Annotated in this window: 16 protein-coding genes and 1 riboswitch; of the genes, 6 read left to right on the plus strand and 10 right to left on the minus strand. The window is 71.8% G+C overall.

Annotated features, from left to right (window positions below):
• The first annotated feature begins 68 nt into the window (after nucleotides 1-68).
• Both E6U81_RS19975 and E6U81_RS19980 read left to right on the plus strand, forming a co-directional pair.
• Nucleotides 69-704, plus strand: coding sequence for a hypothetical protein (locus E6U81_RS19975; protein WP_136231476.1), 636 nt, complete (start codon nucleotides 69-71; stop codon nucleotides 702-704).
• A gap of 388 nt (nucleotides 705-1,092) precedes the next feature.
• On the plus strand, nucleotides 1,093-3,021 hold the full coding sequence (locus E6U81_RS19980; RefSeq protein ID WP_136231477.1) for an AAA family ATPase: 1,929 nt from the start codon (nucleotides 1,093-1,095) through the stop codon (nucleotides 3,019-3,021).
• Between the two features lie 53 nt (nucleotides 3,022-3,074).
• Here the strand turns inward: E6U81_RS19980 and E6U81_RS19985 are convergent, their stop codons facing one another.
• The 10 genes from E6U81_RS19985 to ribD all read right to left on the minus strand — a co-directional run bounded on the left by E6U81_RS19985 (nucleotide 3,075) and on the right by ribD (nucleotide 11,698).
• Nucleotides 3,075-4,118, minus strand: a complete 1,044-nt coding sequence (locus tag E6U81_RS19985; protein ID WP_136231478.1) for a hemolysin family protein — start codon at nucleotides 4,116-4,118, stop codon at nucleotides 3,075-3,077.
• A complete protein-coding gene (locus E6U81_RS19990; RefSeq protein ID WP_168714685.1) occupies nucleotides 4,115-5,548 on the minus strand; it encodes a hemolysin family protein in 1,434 nt (477 codons plus the stop codon). Before E6U81_RS19990 ends, E6U81_RS19985 begins: the two co-directional genes overlap by 4 nt.
• Before the next feature lie 198 nt (nucleotides 5,549-5,746).
• Nucleotides 5,747-6,211 carry a PH domain-containing protein gene (locus E6U81_RS19995; RefSeq protein ID WP_136231479.1) on the minus strand — a complete coding sequence of 155 codons (465 nt, stop codon included), beginning with the start codon at nucleotides 6,209-6,211 and terminating at the stop codon, nucleotides 5,747-5,749.
• A 65-nt stretch (nucleotides 6,212-6,276) separates the two neighbouring features.
• Nucleotides 6,277-7,125, minus strand: coding sequence for an ATP phosphoribosyltransferase (gene hisG, locus E6U81_RS20000; protein ID WP_136231480.1), 849 nt, complete (start codon nucleotides 7,123-7,125; stop codon nucleotides 6,277-6,279).
• Between the two features lie 65 nt (nucleotides 7,126-7,190).
• Nucleotides 7,191-7,472 (minus strand): phosphoribosyl-ATP diphosphatase, encoded by a 282-nt coding sequence (locus tag E6U81_RS20005; RefSeq protein ID WP_136231481.1) that lies wholly within the window; start codon nucleotides 7,470-7,472, stop codon nucleotides 7,191-7,193.
• 58 nt (nucleotides 7,473-7,530) lie between these two features.
• Nucleotides 7,531-8,016 carry a 6,7-dimethyl-8-ribityllumazine synthase gene (gene ribH, locus E6U81_RS20010; RefSeq protein WP_007262951.1) on the minus strand — a complete coding sequence of 162 codons (486 nt, stop codon included), beginning with the start codon at nucleotides 8,014-8,016 and terminating at the stop codon, nucleotides 7,531-7,533.
• A gap of 51 nt (nucleotides 8,017-8,067) precedes the next feature.
• Nucleotides 8,068-9,357, minus strand: coding sequence for a bifunctional 3,4-dihydroxy-2-butanone-4-phosphate synthase/GTP cyclohydrolase II (locus E6U81_RS20015; RefSeq protein ID WP_136231482.1), 1,290 nt, complete (start codon nucleotides 9,355-9,357; stop codon nucleotides 8,068-8,070).
• On the minus strand, nucleotides 9,354-10,007 hold the full coding sequence (locus tag E6U81_RS20020) for a nicotinamide mononucleotide transporter family protein (protein ID WP_136231483.1): 654 nt from the start codon (nucleotides 10,005-10,007) through the stop codon (nucleotides 9,354-9,356). The genes E6U81_RS20015 and E6U81_RS20020 overlap by 4 nt, the downstream gene beginning before the upstream one ends.
• Nucleotides 10,004-10,633: a riboflavin synthase gene (locus E6U81_RS20025; RefSeq protein ID WP_136231484.1), complete on the minus strand. Its 630-nt coding sequence runs from the start codon at nucleotides 10,631-10,633 to the stop codon at nucleotides 10,004-10,006. The genes E6U81_RS20020 and E6U81_RS20025 overlap by 4 nt, the downstream gene beginning before the upstream one ends.
• Complete coding sequence (gene ribD, locus E6U81_RS20030; RefSeq protein ID WP_240803923.1) at nucleotides 10,634-11,698, minus strand: bifunctional diaminohydroxyphosphoribosylaminopyrimidine deaminase/5-amino-6-(5-phosphoribosylamino)uracil reductase RibD; 1,065 nt, start codon at nucleotides 11,696-11,698, stop codon at nucleotides 10,634-10,636.
• A gap of 221 nt (nucleotides 11,699-11,919) precedes the next feature.
• Nucleotides 11,920-12,049, minus strand: a riboswitch (FMN riboswitch).
• A gap of 342 nt (nucleotides 12,050-12,391) precedes the next feature.
• Here ribD and E6U81_RS20035 point away from each other — a divergent pair.
• The 4 genes from E6U81_RS20035 to E6U81_RS20050 all read left to right on the plus strand — a co-directional run bounded on the left by E6U81_RS20035 (nucleotide 12,392) and on the right by E6U81_RS20050 (nucleotide 18,545).
• Entirely contained in the window at nucleotides 12,392-14,746 is a 2,355-nt protein-coding gene (locus tag E6U81_RS20035) for a chitinase C-terminal domain-containing protein (protein WP_136231486.1), read from the plus strand.
• Nucleotides 14,747-14,846: 100 nt separating this feature from the next.
• Nucleotides 14,847-15,746 carry an RNA polymerase sigma-70 factor gene (locus tag E6U81_RS20040; RefSeq protein ID WP_240803917.1) on the plus strand — a complete coding sequence of 300 codons (900 nt, stop codon included), beginning with the start codon at nucleotides 14,847-14,849 and terminating at the stop codon, nucleotides 15,744-15,746.
• A 60-nt stretch (nucleotides 15,747-15,806) separates the two neighbouring features.
• Nucleotides 15,807-16,607, plus strand: a complete 801-nt coding sequence (locus tag E6U81_RS20045; RefSeq protein WP_136231487.1) for an NAD(P)H-binding protein — start codon at nucleotides 15,807-15,809, stop codon at nucleotides 16,605-16,607.
• Nucleotides 16,608-18,104: 1,497 nt separating this feature from the next.
• The gene (locus tag E6U81_RS20050) at nucleotides 18,105-18,545 is read left to right on the plus strand and encodes a DUF6086 family protein (protein ID WP_136231488.1); all 441 of its coding nucleotides are present in this window, start codon (nucleotides 18,105-18,107) and stop codon (nucleotides 18,543-18,545) included.
• The last annotated feature ends 10 nt before the right edge of the window (nucleotides 18,546-18,555 follow it).

Raw genomic sequence — 18,555 nt, forward strand, 5'->3', positions numbered from 1 at the left:
CCTTTCCAGGTTCCCGGCGGCCGAAGGCCCAAGCCACGGGTCGTGTCGGGCTTGTCTACGCTGGTCGGGTGGAGTCACACCAGTCACTTGAGTCACTCGCGCGGGAGCTCGCCGCCCTGCCGTGCTCCCTCGGCCCGGTGCGTCTGATCGCGATCGACGGGCACGCCGGATCCGGGAAGAGCACCTTCGCGGGGCGGCTCGCCGAAGCCCTGGGCGGGGCGCCCGTGCTGCACCTGGACGACGTGGCCAGCCACACGGAGCTGTTCGGCTGGGAGGAGCGGCTGCGCACCCAGGTGCTGGAGCCCCTCGCCGGCGGCCGGCCAGCGCACTGGGCCCCGTACGACTGGGTGGAGCGGCGCTTCGGACCGGAGCGGGTGCTGGAGCCGGCGCCGGTGCTCCTGGTGGAGGGGGTCGGCGCCGGGCGGCGGGCGCTGCGCCCGCACCTGGCCCGGCTGTTGTGGATGGAGACCCCGCGCGCGGAGTCGTGGCTGCGGGGCCGCACCCGGGACGGGCGTGAACTCTCCGGCTTCTGGGACGGATGGGAGCGCGCGGAGCGCGCACACTTCTCCAGTGATCCTTCGCGCCCCTTCGCCGACACTCTGGTACGTCAGAGCGGTACGGGATACGAGTGGTCTTCCGGGACGGGAGGGACAGCGGGAACCCCCGCTTCCGTCACCGACGGTGACGAACTCCCCCGGGCCTGAACGGCCTCGGAATTCCGCCCGTCCGGCCCTGTGCCGACCCGCTTGACCGCGGGCCCGCAGCGGCCTTACGTTCTCAATGCGGGGCCTTTACCGGCCGCCGCGCACACGGAGCCCCCGATTGTTCCCCCGTGATCGGGGGCTTCGTTCTGCCCGCGAACCCCCTCCCCTGGGGCGCCGAACGAGGCATCCGCTCCCCGAATGTTCACCCTGTGTCACCGGCCACGCCCGGGGCTCCCGCCGGAACCGGGCCCGTCGCACCCTACGTAAGGTGCGAAAGCGCAGGTACGATGCAGCCCTGATTCCAGCGACGCCAGGCGGGGGTACCGGACAACTCGCGCGCTCGAAGCGGGGGTTGCGGCGCACCACGGGCAGGCTTGTGGGGGACGTGATGGATTTCGGCACGCCGGGCAGCATGCACGCCCCGGCCGAACTCGCCTGGCTGCGGGGGGTCGACGCCTGCACCGTGGGCGCCTATCCGCAGGCCGAGGAGGAGTTCCGGACGGCCGTGCGGCTCGACCCCTCGATGGCCGACGCGTGGCTGGGCCTGCACGCGCTCCGGGTCGACACGGGAAACGCGTTATTGCGCATGTACGCGCACCGGGACCGCTTCGGCGAACAGCGGGCCCGGCACCGCAGGACGCTGAACTCCTGGTACTGGCTGGGCTGGTGGGTCCAGCCGGTACTGGAGAACCGGCGGGACCTGCTGCTCGCCCACGCCTCGCACTGGCTGGACGGCCGCCACGTCCCGGAGCTGGACCAGGCCCTCGCCGCGCTGCCGCCGGTGGACACCGACGCGCAGGTGCGGTTCCTGCACGCGTGCCGGGCCTACCTGGTCAAGGACTGGGAGCAGTTGGTCCGGCACACCGAGCCGCTGGTGAACGATCCACTGCTGGGGATCGAGTCGGGGCTGTTCGGCGGGATGGCACGGGTGCGGCTGGAGATGTACGGGCAGGCGGAGCCGCTGCTGTCGGCGGCGCTGATGCGCTGCCGCAGCGAGCAGCCGCAGCGCAAGGAGCTGCGGTACTGGCTGGCGCGGGCGCACGAGGGGACGGGGCGCAGCGCGGCGGCGCTGCCGCTGTACCGGGCGGTGCACCGGGTGGATCCCTCGTTCATGGACACCGCGGCCCGGCTGACGGCGATCGAGGACGGCGACGACACCGACGGCATGGCCGATCTGGCGGGCCTGGCCGGGTATGCGGGGTACGGCGGCTACGCGGCGCACGGCCCGTCCCCGGTCGGCGGGGACTTCGCTGCGGTCGCCCTGGGCGGTCCGCCGGGCGGCGGGCCCGTCCAGGACATCGCCGCGGACGGCCAGGCGGGCCTGGACCCGCTGGCCCCGCCGCCTGCCCCGCCCGGCCGGACGGAGGGCGCACGGCGCAAGGCGGCCGTCCCGCCGCAGGGCTCGGCGCAGGGCCTGCCGACCGGCCCGGCGGACCCGGCGGCGCTGGCCGAGGCGCTGGCGGAGCTGGAGCGGATGGTGGGCCTGGAGCCGGTCAAGCGGCAGGTGAAGGCGCTGTCCGCGCAGCTGCACATGGCACGGCTGAGGGCGGGTCAGGGCCTGCCGGTGCAGCCGCCGAAACGGCACTTCGTGTTCTCCGGCCCCTCGGGCACCGGCAAGACCACCGTGGCGCGGATCCTGGGCCGGGTCTTCTACGCCCTGGGCCTGCTCGGCGGGGACCATCTGGTCGAAGCCCAACGGGCCGACCTGGTCGGCGAGTTCCTGGGGCAGACCGCGGTGAAGGCCAACGAGCTGATCGATTCGGCGATCGGCGGGGTGCTGTTCGTGGACGAGGCGTACTCGCTGTCGAACACGGGCTACAGCAAGGGCGACGCGTACGGCGACGAGGCCCTGCAGGTGCTCCTGAAGCGGGCCGAGGACAACCGGGACCACCTGGTGGTGATCCTGGCCGGCTATCCGGCCGGGATGGACCGGCTGCTGGCGGCCAATCCGGGGCTGTCCTCGCGGTTCACCACGCGGGTGGACTTCCCCAGCTACCGGCCGCCGGAACTGACCGCGATCGGCGGCGTGCTGGCGGACGCCAACGGGGACCACTGGGACGAGGAGGCCCTGGAGGAGCTGCGCAGCATCAGCGGGCACGTGGTGGAGCAGGGGTGGATCGACGAGCTCGGCAACGGCCGCTTCCTGCGCACCCTGTACGAGAAGAGCTGCGCGTACCGGGACCTTCGGCTGGCGGGCTTCGCAGGCGAGCCGTCGCGGGACGACCTGGCCACGCTGCGGCTGCCGGACCTGATGCAGGCGTACGGGGAGGTCCTGTCGGGCCGCGGCCCCCAGGAACGGCCCGAGCCTCCGATGTGATGCCGGCAGGGCCGGAAAGAGCCGCGCCGCGGCTCCTTCCGGCCCTGGACGGCCTAGGTGCGGCCCGCGGGGACCCGGTGGGCCGGGTCCCGCACCTCGCCGACCAGCATTTCCAGGACGTCCTCCAGGGCGACCAGGCCGAGGACGCGGCCGGTCGGGTCCGCGACCTGGGCCAGGTGGGTGGCGTCCCGGCGCATGACGCCGAGGGCGTCGTCCAGGGGGACGGTGGCGCACAGCGTGGTCATGCGGCGCCAGACCCGCTGGGGCACGGCCCGCTCCCGGTCCTCCAGGTCGAGTACGTCCTTGACGTGCAGGTAGCCCATGAAGGCGCCGCTGTCGGCACGGACGGGGAACCGGGAGTAGCCGGTGCGCACGGTGAGCTGTTCGATCTGGCGCGGGGTGACGGCCGGGCCGACGGTGACCAGGCGGTCCCGGTCGAGGAGGACGTCGGTGACGGGGCGGCTGCCCAGTTCCAGTGCGTCCTCCAGCCGCTCCTGCTCGACCGGTTCCAGGAGCCCGGCCTGCCGGGAGTCCTTGAGGAGCCGGCCCAGCTGGGCGGAGGTGTAGGCGGCCTCGACCTCGTCCTTCGGCTCGACCTTGAACAGCTTCAGGACGAGCTTGGCGCAGGCGCCGAGGGCACTGGTGACCGGCCCGCACAGGCGGGCGAAGGCGACCAAGCCGGGGCTGAACCACAGGGCGGTCTTCTCGGGGGCGGCCATGGCGAGGTTCTTGGGGACCATCTCGCCGATGACCAGGTGCAGGAAGACCACGGCGGCGAGCGCGAGGGCGTAGCCGAGGGGGTGGATCAGGCCCTGCGGTACGTGGACGGCGTGGAAGACGGGCTCCAGCAGCCGGGCCACGGTGGGTTCGGCAACCGCGCCGAGGGTGAGGGAGCAGATGGTGATGCCGAACTGCGCGGCGGCCATCATGCGGGGCAGGTTCTCCAGGCCGTGGAGCACCTGGCGGGCCCTCTTGGACTCGGCCGCGAGGGGCTCGATCTGGCTGCGCCGTACGGAGACGAGTGCGAACTCGGCGCCGACGAAGAAGCCGTTGGCGAGGACGAGGAGCAGGGCGAAGACGAGCTGGAGCGCGTTCACCGGGCGGCGCCTTCCAGCTCGGCCCGCTGCGGGGCGGCGTCGCCGTGGCGGCCGCCGGTGCCGGGCACGGTGGCGCCGGCGGGGGCCGCGGGCTGCCGGTACGCGCCGGCGGCGGGTACGGCCGTCAGCCGGACCAGCCGGACGCGTTCCGCCCGGTTGCGGCCGACCCTGCGGACGGACAGCTTCCACCCGGGGAGGTCCGCGCGGTCCCCGGGGGCGGGGATCCGGCCGAGCAGGTCGGCGACGAGCCCGGCGACGGTCTCGTAGGGGCCTTCGGGCACCTCCAGGCCTATCCGGCGGAGGGTCTGCACGCGGCAGCTGCCGTCGGCCTCCCAGGAGGGGCGGCCGTCCTCGGCGGCGACGGCGGCGAGTTCGGGGGTCTCGTCCTCGGCGAGGTCGTGCTCGTCGCGGACCTCCCCGACGAGTTCCTCCACGATGTCCTCCAGGGTGACGACGCCGGCGGTGCCGCCGTACTCGTCGACGACGACGGCCATCGGCTGTTCGCTGCGCAGCCGCTCCAGCAGCGGCTGCACCGGCAGGGAGCCGGGCACCAGCAGCGGGGCGACGCAGATCCGGCCGACGCTGATGCGGTCGCGTTCGGACTCGGCTACGGCGAGGGCGTCCTTGAGGTGGACCACGCCGGTGATCTCGTCGATGCGTTCGCAGTAGACCGGGAAGCGGGACAGGCCCGTGGCGCGGGTCAGGTTCAGCACGTCGGCCGCGGTGGCCGTGTGCTGGAGGGCGCTGACCTTCACCCGGGGGGTCATGACGTGCTGGGCCGTGAGCTCGCCCAGCGACAGGGTCCGTACGAAGAGGTCGGCGGTGTCCTGTTCGAGGGCGCCCGCCTGGGCCGAATGGCGGACCAGGGAGACGAGCTCGCCCGGGGTGCGGGCGGAGGCCATCTCCTCGGTGGGCTCCACGCCGAGGGCTCGTACGAGCCGGTTGGCGACGGCGTTGAGGCCGGCGATCACCGGCCGGAAGACGCGCGAGAAGGCGTTCTGCGGGCCGGCGACGAAGCGGGCCACCTGGAGCGGCCGGGAGACCGCCCAGTTCTTCGGGACGAGCTCGCCGACGACCATCTGGACGGCGGAGGCGAGCAGCATGCCGATGACGACGGCGACGCCGGAGACGGCTCCCTTCGGGAGGCCGGTCGCGGAGAGCGGCCCGGCCAGCAGGGCGGCGAGGGCGGGCTCGGCGAGCATGCCGACCACGAGGGAGGTGATGGTGATGCCGAGCTGGGTGCCGGAGAGCTGGAAGGACAGCTCTCGCAGGGCCTTGACGACCGTGCGGGCACGGCGGTCTCCGTCGGCTGCGGCGCGCTCGGCCTCGGGGCGTTCCACGGTGACGAGGCCGAACTCGGCCGCCACGAAGAATCCGTTGGCGAGGATCAGGGCGAACGCCGCTGCGAGCAGGAGTAGCGGGATGGTCATGCCGCCGCCTCCGTGGGGAGGGCGGCGCGGGTATTACCGGACGATCCGTCCATTGCTGGAGGGAGTCACTCCTCGAGTTGCAGGTGCCCGCGGGCCTCGGGGTCCCGGGGCCGGTGGGAGGGCGCACGGCTGCGCCCCGCCACCAGGGTAGTCATTGGGATCGCGGCCGCAACGGTAGGCGGCGACGGATCGGCGGGGTCAGCTGCCGTTCGTGCCGGTTCCGCGGATTTCGGCGAGGGCGCGCAGGGCGCGCGCGTCGCTGATGGCCTGCTGCTTGGCCACGCCCGGCTGGATGCCGAGCACGGGCAGGCTGGTGCCGTCGCTGAGGTCGAGGAACACCCACGGGTCGCCGGGGCGGAGGTTGACCCGGAGGATCTCGGCCCATGCCAGGCGGCGGGTGTTGGTGAGGTTGACGACGGTGACGCCCTCCTCGTCCGCGGCCACCTTGGGGCGGCTGAGCAGGACGAGGACGGAGCTCAGCAGGACGGCGGTGAAGACGAAGCTGATCCGCTCGCCGGGGCTGAGGTTCTCCAGCAGCACGGCAATGGCCGTGATGGTGGCGAACATGGCGAGCCCGACGCCCAGCAGGACGGCCCGGGTGCGGGTCGGCCGGAAGGTGACCGGCAGGGCGGGCGGTGCGGGCGGGGCGGCGGACTCGGCCATGGTGCGTTGCCTTCTGGGGTGGCGTACGGGTGAGGGGGCGGCGTGCCGGTCGGGCACGCGGGTCCTCAGAGGCGGCAGGCGTGGATCGAGGTGGTGAGGATCGCGCGTGCGCCGAGCTCGTACAGGTCGTCCATGATGCGCTGGGCCTCCTTGGCGGGGACCATGGCGCGGACGGCGACCCAGCCCTCGTTGTGCAGCGGGGAGACGGTCGGCGACTCCAGGCCCGGGGTGAGGGCGACCGCGCGTTCCAGGTGCTCGGCGCGGCAGTCGTAGTCCATCATCACGTAGCTGCGGGCGACGAGGACGCCCTGGAGGCGGCGCAGGAACTGCTGGACCTGCGGGTCGTCCGCGTCGGCTCCGTTGCCGCGGATGACGATGGCCTCGGAGGTGAGGATCGGCTCGCCGATGACCTCCAGGCCGGCGTTGCGCAGGCTGGTGCCGGTCTCGACGACGTCCGCGATGATCTGGGCGACGCCGAGCTGGATGGCGGTCTCGACCGCGCCGTCGAGGTGCACGACGGAGGCGTCGATGCCCTGGTCGGCGAGGTGCTTGGCGACGATTCCCTCGTACGAGGTCGCGATCGTCATGCCGGTGAAGTCCTCGGGGCCCTTCGCCGTGCCGGGGGTGGTGGCGTAGCGGAAGGTGGAGCGGCCGAAGTTCAGCGGGAGGATCTCCTCGGCGCCGGCGCCGGAGTCGAGCAGGAGGTCGCGGCCGGTGATGCCGATGTCGAGCTTGCCCGAGGAGACGTAGATCGCGATGTCCTTGGGGCGGAGGTAGAAGAACTCCACCTCGTTCTCGGGGTCGACGACCACGAGCTCCTTGGACTCCTTGCGCATCCGGTAGCCGGCCTCATGGAGCATCGCCGACGCCGGTCCGGAGAGTGAACCCTTGTTGGGGACGGCGATGCGCAGCATGGGGCTTCCTTTGATGCGTGGTGTGCGTGGTTGACGTGGTGAACGGGCGGGCCTGCGGCCCGGGCTCAGAGGTGCGCGTAGACGTCGTCGAGGGAGATCCCGCGCGCGACCATCATCACCTGGACGTGGTACAGCAGCTGGGAGATCTCCTCGGCGGCGGCTTCCTTGCCCTCGTACTCGGCGGCCATCCAGACCTCGGCGGCCTCCTCGACGACCTTCTTGCCGATGGCATGGACGCCCTTTTGGACGAGCTCGGCGGTGCGGGAGGTGCTGGGGTCGCCTTCGGCGGCCTTGTGCTGGAGCTCGGTGAAGAGCTCTTCGAAGGTCTTGGAGGGTTTGTTCGCCATGATGTCCTTAGAGTACGGGCTCACCCGGGTGTCCCGGTGCCGGGGTTCACTCCTTGGACTAACGCCAGGGCTCGCTGACGGTGCGCAGGGTCATGGCGGTGGAGACGGCGGCGGTGACCGCTTCGTGCCCCTTGTCCTCGTTCGACCCTTCGAGTCCGGCACGGTCCAGTGCCTGCTCGTCGTTGTCGCAGGTCAGCACGCCGAAGCCGACGGGGACCCCGGTGTCGATCGACACCTGGACCAGGCCCTGGGTGACGCCCTGGCAGACGTAGTCGAAGTGCGGGGTGCCGCCGCGGATGACCACTCCGAGCGCGACGATGGCGTCGTATCCGCGGCCGGCCAGCACCTTCGCCACGACCGGGAGCTCGAAGCTGCCGGGGACGCGGAGCAGGGTGGGCTCGTCGATGCCCAGCTCGTGCAGGGCCCGCAGGGCGCCGTCGACCAGTCCGTCCATGACCTTCTCGTGCCACTGGGCCGCGATCACCGCGACTCGCAGGTCTCCGCAGTTCTTCACGCTCAGTTCGGGTGCGCCCTTGCCGCTCACAGCTCTGCTCCTCGGTGGTTCGTGGATGTACGTACGGGTGGTGGTGCGTGCTTACTGGTTGCCGCAGGCGGAGGTGGTCACGGCCCCCTCCAGCCAGGGCAGGTCGTGGCCCATCCGGTCCCGCTTGGTGCGCAGGTACCGCAGATTGTGCTCGCCGGCCTCGACCGGCATCGACTCCCGGCTGGCGACCGTGATGCCGTGTCGCTCCAGGGCGGCGGACTTGTCGGGGTTGTTCGTCAGCAGCCGGACGCTGTGCACGCCGAGGTCGGCGAGGATCTGCGCGCCGGCCGCGTAGTCGCGGGCGTCGGCGGGCAGGCCCAGTTCCAGGTTGGCGTCGAGGGTGTCGCGGCCGCGCTCCTGGAGCTCGTACGCGCGCAGCTTGGACAGCAGTCCGATGCCGCGGCCCTCGTGGCCGCGCAGGTAGACGACGACGCCGCGGCCCTCGTTCTTGATCCGCTCCATGGAGGCGTGCAGCTGGGGGCCGCAGTCGCAGCGCTGGGAGGCGAAGATGTCGCCGGTCAGGCACTCCGAGTGCATGCGGACCAGGATGTCGGAGCCGTCGCCGATCTCGCCGTGGACGAGGGCGACGTGCTCGACGCCGTCGACGGTGGAGCGGTAGCCGTGCGCGGTGAACTCGCCGAAGGCGGTCGGCAGGCTGACCTCGGCCTCGCGGCGCACCTTGGGCTCGGCGGAGCGGCGGTAGGCGATCAGGTCCTCGATCGAGATGATCGTCAGGCCGTGCTTGCGGGCGAAGGGGATCAGCTCGGGCAGGCGCAGCATGACGCCGTCCTCGCCGGCGATCTCCACGATGGCGCCGGCCGGGCGCAGGCCCGCGAGGCGGGCGAGGTCGACGGCCGCCTCGGTGTGGCCGTTGCGGACCAGGACGCCGCCGGGCTTGGCGCGCAGCGGGAAGATGTGGCCGGGGCGGACGAAGTCGGCGGGGCCGCTGACGCCGTCGGCGAGGAGCCGCAGGGTGGTGGCGCGGTCGGCCGCGGAGATGCCGGTGGAGACGCCGTGGGCGGCGCTCGCGTCGACGGAGACGGTGAAGGCGGTCTTCATCGACTCGGTGTTGTTCTCGACCATCTGGGGGAGTTCGAGCCGGTCCAGCTCGTCGCCCTCCATGGGGGCGCAGATCAGGCCGCGGCACTCGCTCATCATGAAGGCGATGATCTCGGGGGTGGCCTTCTCGGCGGCGATGACGAGGTCGCCCTCGTTCTCGCGGTCCTCGTCGTCGACGACGACGACGGGCCGGCCCGCCGCGATGTCGCGGATCGCCTGCTCGACGGGGTCGAGGCGGAAGGTCTCTTCGGGGATGTCGGGCACGGGCTTGAGGCTGGTCATGCCGCTGCTCCTTCGAGGGCCGGGGCGGAAGTGGTGCGGGAGCGCTGGTACCAGTCGTAGGCGCCCCACACCACGAGAGCGAAGTAGACGACGTAGACCAGGCCGGAGAAGGCCAGGCCGCCGGTGAAGGCGAGGGGGACGCCGACCAGGTCGACGAGGAGCCAGGCGAACCAGAACTCGACGAGGCCGCGGGCCTGGGCCACCATCGCGACGATGGTGCCGACGAAGATGTAGGCGTCGGCCCAGGGGCTCCAGGACAGCGACGGGTAGAGCGTGAAGAGGCCGCCGACGGCGAGGGTGCCCAGGGCCGCTCCGGCGAGGAGCAGTCCGCGCTCCTTCCAGGTGGCGGTGCGTACGGCGATGGAGCCGTCCTGGGCGTCCTGCCTGCCTCGCTGCCAGGCGCGCCAGCCGAAGAGGGCCACGCCGATGACCAGGAGCTGCTTGCCGACGCCGCCGGCGAGGTGCGCGGAGGCGTAGGCGGCGATGAGGATGAGCCCGGACAGGAGCTGGGCGGGCCAGGTCCATATGGAGCGGCGCCAGCCGAGGGCGAGTGCCGCCAGGCCCATCAAGTTGCCGATCATGTCGGACCAGATGACCTTCTGGCCGAAGACCGTGAAGGCCTCCGCGTTGAGCCAGGTCAGGGCGTTCACCGGGCTTCTCCGGCCGGGTCGGCGTGCAGCGGGTCGACGCCGGCGGCCAGCAGGCGCTCGACGTACTTGGCGAGGACGTCGACCTCGAGGTTGACCGGGTCGCCGGGCTGCTTGATGCCGAGGGTGGTCAGCGCGAGGGTGGTGGGGATGAGGCTGATGGTGAACCAGTCCGCGGCGGCCTCGACGACGGTGAGGCTGACGCCGTCGACGGTGATGGAGCCCTTCTCGACGACGTAGCGGGAGAGGCTCTGCGGGAGGGCGACCTTGACGATCTCCCAGTGCTCGGACGGGGTCCGCGAGAGGATCTCGCCGGTGCCGTCCACGTGGCCCTGGACCAGGTGGCCGCCGAGCCGTCCGCCGAGGGCCATCGGGCGCTCCAGGTTGACCCGGGAGCCCTGGGTCAGGGCGCCGAGGCTGGAGCGGTCGAGGGTCTCCTGCATGACGTCGGCGGTGAACTCGCCGTCGGCGGTCTCCACGACGGTCAGGCAGACGCCGTTGACGGCGATGGAGTCGCCGTGCTTCGCGTCCTGGGTGACGAGGGGGCCGCGCAGCCGGAAGCGGGAGGCTTCCCGGAGCTGCTCGACGGCGGTGACCTCGCCCAGTTCTTCGACGATTCCGGTGAACACTCAGTGCTCCTTGGGGGCGGTGGCGGGAAGGGCGGTGATGCGCAGGTCGGGGCCCACGCGGACGGCCTCGGTGATGTCGAGGCGCAGGGCGTGGGAGATGTTCGTGACGCCCGCGTCGGCGAGGGCCGCGGGGCCGGCGCCGAGCAGGGCGGGGGCGAGGTAGCCGACGACGCGGTCGACGGCTCCGGCTTCGAGGAAGGCGCCCGCGAGGGTGGGGCCGCCTTCCAGGAGCAGGGAGCGAACACCGCGGGCGTACAGCTGCGCCAGGAGGCGGTCGAGGGGGATCCGGCCGTCGTGCGGGGGCAGCCGGAGCAGGTCGACGCCGGGCAAGTGGCGGGTGTCGGCGTCCTCGGCGACGACGAGCAGCGTGGGCGCGGCGTCGTCGAGGATGCGGGCGGTCGGCCGGAGGCCGGCGCGGGTGTCGAGGGCCACGCGCAGCGGCTGGGTGGCCCCGTCGACGCCGCGGACGGCCAGGTGCGGGTCGTCGGCGCGCAGGGTGCCGCCGCCGACCAGGACGGCGTCGGCCTCGGCGCGCAGCCGGTGGACGTCGGCCCGGGACTCGGCGGAGCTGATCCAGCGGCTGCTGCCGTCCGCGGCGGCGCTGCGGCCGTCGAGGGTGGCGGCGTACTTCCAGGTCACGTGGGGGCGGCCGAGGCGTACGGAGGTCAGCCAGGCGGTGTTGCCCGCCTCGGCCTCGGCCCGGAGCAACCCCGCCTCCGTAGCGATCCCGGCGGCGCGCAGGGTGGCGGCGCCGCCGCTGGCCTGCGGGTTCGGGTCGGGGACGGCGTAGACCACGCGGGTGATGCCGGCGTCGACGAGGGCCTGTGCGCAGGGTCCCGTGCGGCCGGTGTGGTTGCAGGGTTCGAGGGTGACGTAGGCGGTGCCGCCGCGGGCCGCCTCGCCTGCGGCGCGCAGGGCGTGGACCTCGGCGTGCGGGCCGCCGGCCCGCTGGTGCCAGCCCTCGCCGACGACGGCGCCAGAGGGGTCGGTGATGACACAGCCGACGACCGGATTGGGGCTGGTGGAACCGAGTCCGCGGGCGGCGAGCTGGACGGCTCGTCGCATGGCACGGGTACCCGCGTCGGGTGCGGGTGCTGCGTGCGCGGCGTGTGTCGCCACCGGGTCCTCCTGCCTCATCGGGCACGGACTCCGGGGCCTGTCGGGATACGACAGATGGAGCGGAACAGCTCACGCGGGGACGCCGAGGCCGGAAAACGGTTCGACCGGGCACATCCGCAGGGATGTGCCGATGAACCGCCGACGGCGGCGTACCGGTGACTGGCCCGCCGCGCACTGCCTCCCATCCGGACTTTAACCGTCGGTCCAGGAATTTCACCTGGTCAACCGGCCGCTGGCTGCGGACGGGTCGCGGACTATACCGCCGGTTCGGAATTACACCGACCCCGGAGTGCGCTGCTACTGGTACTCCAGCCAGTTTGCCACGGCCGATCGCCAGCCATGCGAGCGAGGTGGTGTGGCCTGGCTCACAGAGGGTGACCCGGGCGCTACTTCGGCGCGGACCCGACGCCGGGTCGACGCCGAGCCGAAGCCGACTCGGCGCGGGACCTGGACAGGTGTGAGCGCGGTTGGTCCAGACCTATTGACGGGTTGGTCTAGTCCTCTTAACGTTCCCTTCATCTTCCCGGGAACGGCCCGTCAGATGTGCGCACGTCACGGGCCAACAGGCTTCTGCACCCATCACGTTGCTCCATGTTGTGTCCACTTGTGTCCTGCATCCTCCCCTCCCCAGGAGGCACAATGCCGTCCCCCACACATACGAGAGCGATGCTCCTGGCAACCGGCGCCGCAATCGCCGGACTGCTGGTCGGCGGGCTCTCCACGGGCGTTTCGCACGCGGCCGACAATGAGAGCTGTCGCCCCGACGGCCTCTACAAGACGGCCGGCGTCGACGTCCCCTACTGCTCGGTCTACGACTCCGAAGGCCGCGAGAAGATGGGCGCCGACCACCAGCGCCGCGTCATCGGATACTTCACCGGCTGGCGCACGGGCAAGAACGGCCAGCCGTCCTACCTCGTCAACAACATCCCGTGGGACAAGATCACCCACATCAACTACGCGTTCGCCCACGTCGGCAGCGACAACAAGATCTCGGTCGGCGCCGACAGCGCGACGAACGAGGCCACCGGGATGACCTGGCCGGGCGTTGCCGGGGCCGAGATGGACCCCTCGCTCCCCTACAAAGGCCACTTCAACCTGCTGACGAAGTACAAGAAGCAGCACCCCGACGTGAAGACCCTGATCTCCGTCGGCGGCTGGGCCGAGACCGGCGGCTACTTCGGCGCGGACGGCAAGCGCGTCGCCTCCGGCGGCTTCTACAGCATGGCCACCAACGCGGACGGCTCCGTCAACCAGGCGGGCATCGACACGTTCGCCCAGTCCTCGGTCGACTTCATCCGCACGTACGGCTTCAACGGCGTCGACATCGACTACGAATACCCGACCACGATGAAGGACGCCGGCAACCCGCTGGACTGGCAGATCGCCAACGCCCGCCGGGCCGGCCTGGTCAAGGGCTACGACGCCCTCATGAAGAGCCTGCGCCAGAAGCTGGACGCGGCCGGCGCCGCCGACGGAAAGCACTACATGCTGACCGTCGCCGCCCCCTCCTCCGGCTACCTGCTGCGCGGCATGGAGACGTTCCAGATGCAGCAGTACCTGGACTACGTCAACATCATGTCCTACGACCTGCACGGCGCCTGGAACGAGTACGTCGGACCGAACGCCTCGCTCTTCGACGATGGCAAGGACGGCGAGCTCGCCGCCGCCGGCGTCTACGGCTCCCAGCAGTACGGCGGCATCGGCTACCTCAACACGGACTGGGCCTACCACTACTTCCGCGGCTCCATGCCGGCCGGCCGGATCAACATCGGCCTGCCCTACTACACCCGCGGCCACAAGAACGTCCAGGGCGGCACCGACGGCCTGTGGGGCAAGGCGGCGGCGACCACCTGCCCGGCCGGCGCGGGGCTGACCAAGTGCGGTGACGGCGCGGTCGGCATCGACAACCTGTGGCACGACAAGGACGACAACGGCAACGAGTCGCCCGCCGGCTCGAACCCGATGTGGCACGCCAAGAACCTGGAGAAGGGAATCGTCGGCGACTACGTCACCCAGTACGGCTTCCCGGCGAACACCTCGCTGACCGGCACCTACGCCCGCAAGTACGACTCGACCCTGGTCGCGCCGTGGCTGTGGAACGCGCAGAAGAAGGTCTTCCTCTCCACCGAGGACGAGCAGTCGGTGGCCGCCAAGGCCGACTACGTGGTGGACCGCGGCATCGGCGGCACCATGGTCTGGGAGATGGCCGGCGACTACGGCTGGAACGCGGCCAAGGGCCAGTACGAGATGGGCTCCACGCTCACCTCCCTGATGTACGACAAGTTCAGGGCGGCCTCCCCGTACGGGGCGAAGAAGGCGGGTACCACCGCCGTGCCGACCCAGGCCGTGGACATCAGGACGGAGTTCACCGAGTTCAAGCTCGGCGACTCGAACTACCCGATCACCCCGAAGATCAAGATCACCAACAACACGAGGACGACGCTGCCCGGCGGCACCGAGTTCCAGTTCGACTACTCGACCTCGGCCCCGAACAACGCCTCCGACCAGTCCGGCTTCGGCACGAAGATCATCAGCAGCGGCCACACGGGCAGCAACGTGGGCGGCCTGAAGGGCGACTTCCACCGGGTCTCGCTGAAGCTCCCGGCCTGGCAGTCCCTGGCCCCGGGCGCCTCCGTCGACCTGGCGTTCAACTACTACCTGCCGGTGTCCACCCCCTCCAACTGGACGGTGAACATCTCCGGCACGACGTACGCCCTCGCCGGCGACCTGGCACGCGGCACCACGGTCGGCGAGCCGGGCGGCACCACCCCGCCGACCACTCCCCCGACCACGCCTCCGACCACGCCGCCCACGACCCCGCCGCCCACCGGCGGGACCTGCACCGGCCCGGCGTACGTCGCGGGCACGGTCTACAACAGCGGCAACGTCGTCTCCCACAAGGGCCGCAACTGGAAGGCCCAGTGGTGGACGCAGAACGAGGAGCCCGGCACCACGGGTGAATGGGGCGTCTGGAAGGACCAGGGCGCCTGCTGAGGATCTGCTGAGCACTTGCTGAGAACGTGAGGACCCGGTGGCCCGGCGGCCACCGGGTCCTCACGCGTTCCCGCCGCGCCCGGCCTCGTAGGCTGACCCGGTGATCACACATGTCACCGCATCCGCAGCGGACTTCGAGGAACACCGGCCCCGGATGTTCGGCATCGCCTACCGCATGCTCGGCTCCGCCGCGGAGGCCGAGGACATCGTGCAGGACGCCTACCTGCGCTGGGACTCCGCGGACCGCGCCGCCATCGAGCACCCGGGCGCCTGGCTCGCCAAGGTCGTCACCAACCTCTGCCTCAACAGCCTCACCTCGGCGCGCGCCAAGCGCGAGAGCTACGTCGGCCCCTGGCTGCCGGAACCCGTCCTCACCGCGGACGGCGCCCTCGGCCCGCTGGAATCGGCGGAGCAGCGCGACAGCGTGTCCATGGCCCTGCTCCTGCTGCTGGAACAGCTCACCCCGGTCGAGCGCGCCGTGTACGTCCTGCGCGAGGCCTTTGCCTACAGCCACCGGGAGATCTCCACCCTCCTGGACCTCGGCGAGGCCAACTGCCGCCAGATCTACCGACGCGCGGCGGGCCGGGTGGCCGCCGAGCGGGAGGCCGCGCCGGAGAAGCGGTTCTCCGCCGACCCCGAGCGGTGGCAGGGGCTCGTCGAGAGCTTCCTGAGCGCCGCACAGAGCGGGGACCTCACCCGCCTGGAGGGGGTGCTGGCGGCCGACGTGCGGTACGTGTCGGACGGCGGCGGCGTGGTCAACGCGGCGCGGCGGCCGATCCTGGGCCGGGACCACGTGGCCCGGTTCGCGATGGGCGCCATGGCGAAGTACGTGGCCGGGGTGCCGGTCAGCGTCGCAGAGGTCAACGGATCGCCCGCGCTGCTCTTCGGCGAGGTGGCGGTCCTGCTGGTCGAATTCGAGAATGGGCTGGTCACCGGCATCAGCACGGTGGTCAACCCGGAGAAGCTGGAATTCCTCCGGCGGCAGCTGTCACATTCCTGACGGCTGTCCGGTCCCTGCTGGTGCACGTACCCCTCACCCCACCAGGGAAGGACCGACACCATGGGCACCGTCGTCGTCACCGGAGGCACCGGAACCCTCGGCTCGCTCGTCGCCGAACGGCTGCGGGCGGCCGGGCACGAGGTCCGTGTGCTCAGCCGGCACGCCCCCGACCATCCCGTCGACCTCCAGGACGGGACCGGCCTGGACGCGGCGCTGGCGGGCGCCGAGGTGATCGTGCACTGCGCGAGCAACACGGACGGGGCGGGCAAGGGCGACGACGTGGCCGCCGGGCACCTGATCGAGGCTGCCCGGCGGGCCGGGACCGTCGGGAACATCGTCTACATCTCGATCGTCGGGGTGGACGTGGTCCCGCTGGGCTACTACAAGCGCAAGCTCCGGGTGGAGCGGCTGCTGGAGGCGTCCGGGCTGGGTGTGACGATCCTGCGCACGACGCAGTTCCACGACCTCGTGGCGATGGTGACGGACACCGTGGCGAAGCTGCCCGTCGCGCCGATCCCCAAGGGCGTACGGGTGCAGCCGATCGCGGTCGGCGAGGTCGCGGACCGGATGGCGGAGCTGGCGGTCCCGACCCCCTCGGGCCGGGTCCCGGACATGGGCGGCCCGCAGATCCGCAGCCTGCGGGACCTGGCCCGCGTCTACCTGCGGGCGACGGGCCGCAACCGCCGCATCCTCCCGGTCCCCCTGGCGGGCAAGGCCTACGCGGCCTTCCGCCGGGGCGGCCACCTCACCCCGACCCACGCGGTGGGCCACGAAACGTTCGAGCAGTTCGCGGCCCAGCGGGGACACGAGCGCGAGGGGGCGCGGGGGCGGGGCCCCGGCGGGGCGGCGACGCGAGCATAAGGGCAGCCCCGTGAGAGCGGGGCTCCGGCGGGGCCGGAATGAAAAGGCGCGGGGGCGGCGCGGAGAGCGGGGCTCCAGCGGGCCGGGATAGAAGGCGCAGGGGCGGCGCGGAGAGCGGGGTCTATGTGAGGCGGGGGTGGGAGGCGCGGCGTCGGTGCAGGGGCGGGGTGTGAGTGGGGCGGCATCAGGGCTGTGCTGGGGGTTTCCCGTCCGTCCTATCGTCTTCCGTGTCGGGCCGGTCCCTCAAGGGCGCTCCTTTGTCGCGTCGCTTCGCGATGTCGCTGCGCTCCACCCTTGACCGCCCGTCCCGCCCCGGAAAATCGAGGACAGCCGGGAACCCCCCAGAAGAACGGGCCGGGGGAGAAGACACCATCGGGGCGTCGCAGAGGCCCGGGCAGAGCCCGCGCGCCCCAGATCGCTACACGGTCCTGCACGACGGCGTCCGCAGGCCTCTTGGGCTGGGCATAAGCCGCCATCGATCGCTACACGCGTCTCCGAGACGGCGTCCGCAGGCCTCTTGGGCTGGACATAAGCTGCCATCGATCGTCACGTGCTTCTCCGAGACGGCGTCCCCCCTCGTTCGGGGCTGGGAAAGGCGGATTCGAGGGACGGAGGGCCCATCCATCGGCCCAGCCGATGCCAACCCCCATCAAGACCAAAGCAAGGTCACAACCACACGCCCAAAAAAGGGCAATTGGTGCAAATGGAAGCCCCTTTGGGGTCCCTGCCCGCCCAGACCTGGATGGGCATCGCCTCAGCCGTCATCTGACGCCTTTCCTCCCCCCAGACCGCCCGCAGACGCCGTCCAAGGCAGGCGCATCAGAGCGTCTGCGGCTTATGACCAGCCCCAGACGGTCTGCAGTCGCGCGATCGAGAAGCACGTACCGATCTGAGGCGGCCTATGCCCAGCCACAGAGGCCCGCAGACGCCATCCGGCAGGACCGCGTAGCGATCTGAGGCGTTCCCCCGACCGCCCCGCGCATCGCTGATGTGCCCGTCCCTCCATCCCTCCCCCGGCCCGTTCTTCTGGGGGGTTCCCGGCTGTCCTCGATTTTCCGGGGCGGGACGGGCGGTCAAGGGTGGAGCGCAGCGACATCGCGAAGCGACGCGACAAAGGAGCGCCCTTGAGGGACCGGCCCGACACGGAAGACGATAGGACGGACGGGAAACCCCCAGCACGTCACTGATACCGCCCCACTCAGACCCCGCCCCTTCCACACCACCCCGCGTGCTACCGGTCCCGCCCCGCTGAGGCACCGCTCCCCCGCACCACCCCGCGTGCTGCCCATCCCGCCCCGCCGAGACCCCCGCGACCTCACCGTGCCCGCCGCCTCGCGCTTCCGGTCGAGCGGGGCACGGCCGGCGAGGCGGGTGGGCAACCACCGGCCCGGCGTGGGGGGCCGAGGGGGCTGGAACCCCGCCCCGCAAAATGCTCGGGCCCCGCAGCGTTCCGCCCGATACGCTGCCGCGCTGTGATCAGTTGAGAGAGGCGGCGCGGTGAGCCAGTACTTCGACCTGGGCGACGTAACCCTGTGGAACCCTTCCAACGGCGCCTCGCGCATGTTCCGGCGCCACGTGGCCGTCTTCGAGGCCGAGCTCGAACTCCCCTCCGGCATCGGGCCGATGGAGAACGACGAGTGCCAGATCGACCCGGTCGCACTGGAGACGTTCGTCAACGCCCTGTTGGCGCAGCACCGAAGAACGGGGCACGCCATCACCCTCGCCCTCTCCGAGGGCTTCATCGCGACCGTGCTGGTGCTCGCGGAGCGCGCCGGCATCGGGCTGGACTGGGCGCAGCTGGGGGCCGCTGCGGAAGCGCCCTTCGAAGACGTGCAGGTTTCCGCGGGCGGGGGGTGGCCCGTCGCCGCGGGCGGCGGGGCCTGGGGCGCGGGACTGCGTGAGAGGGCGCGGGAGCTGGGAGGGCGCATGCCCCGCTGACCGGTCGCGG

It is taken from the genome of Streptomyces sp. A0592, assembly GCF_004795115.1.
In the GTDB taxonomy this organism is placed as follows: Bacteria; Actinomycetota; Actinomycetes; order Streptomycetales; family Streptomycetaceae; genus Streptomyces; species Streptomyces erythrochromogenes.